Origin of the sequence: Pseudomonas sp. SIMBA_067 (assembly GCF_046534675.1) — a bacterium.
Taxonomy (GTDB): domain Bacteria; phylum Pseudomonadota; class Gammaproteobacteria; order Pseudomonadales; family Pseudomonadaceae; genus Aquipseudomonas; species Aquipseudomonas putida.
On sequence record NZ_JAWRYH010000470.1, the window covers coordinates 1 to 270 of the forward strand.

Annotated in this window: 1 protein-coding gene; it reads left to right on the forward strand. The window is 60.7% G+C overall.

Annotation, left to right across the window (positions count from 1 at the left end; all coding sequences use genetic code 11):
• Positions 1 to 28: 28 nt before the first annotated feature.
• Positions 29 to 270: DUF2827 family protein (locus SB765_RS29930; RefSeq protein WP_410932534.1), on the forward strand; the 242-nt coding region annotated here is incomplete at its 3' end.

Here is a 270-nt window from a genome sequence, read left to right on the forward strand (position 1 = left end):
CTGGATTTTGGGCAAGGATCGCACGCTCATGCCGATGCTGCGCACCCTGCACCGTTGCCCCGTGTACGAAGTGCCGTTTCTCTGGGACAGCACGTTTATCGAACAGCGCATTCAGGCCATCGAGCAGGCCGGACTGCGCTTCGGGTACGAATCCCGCTCGGCTCGTGGCGAAACCGGCCCGCGTGGCCTGCGCTTCGCCGTATTCGAGCCCAATATCTCGGTCGTGAAATGCTGCGTGATACCGATGCTTATCGGTGAGGCAGCATTTCG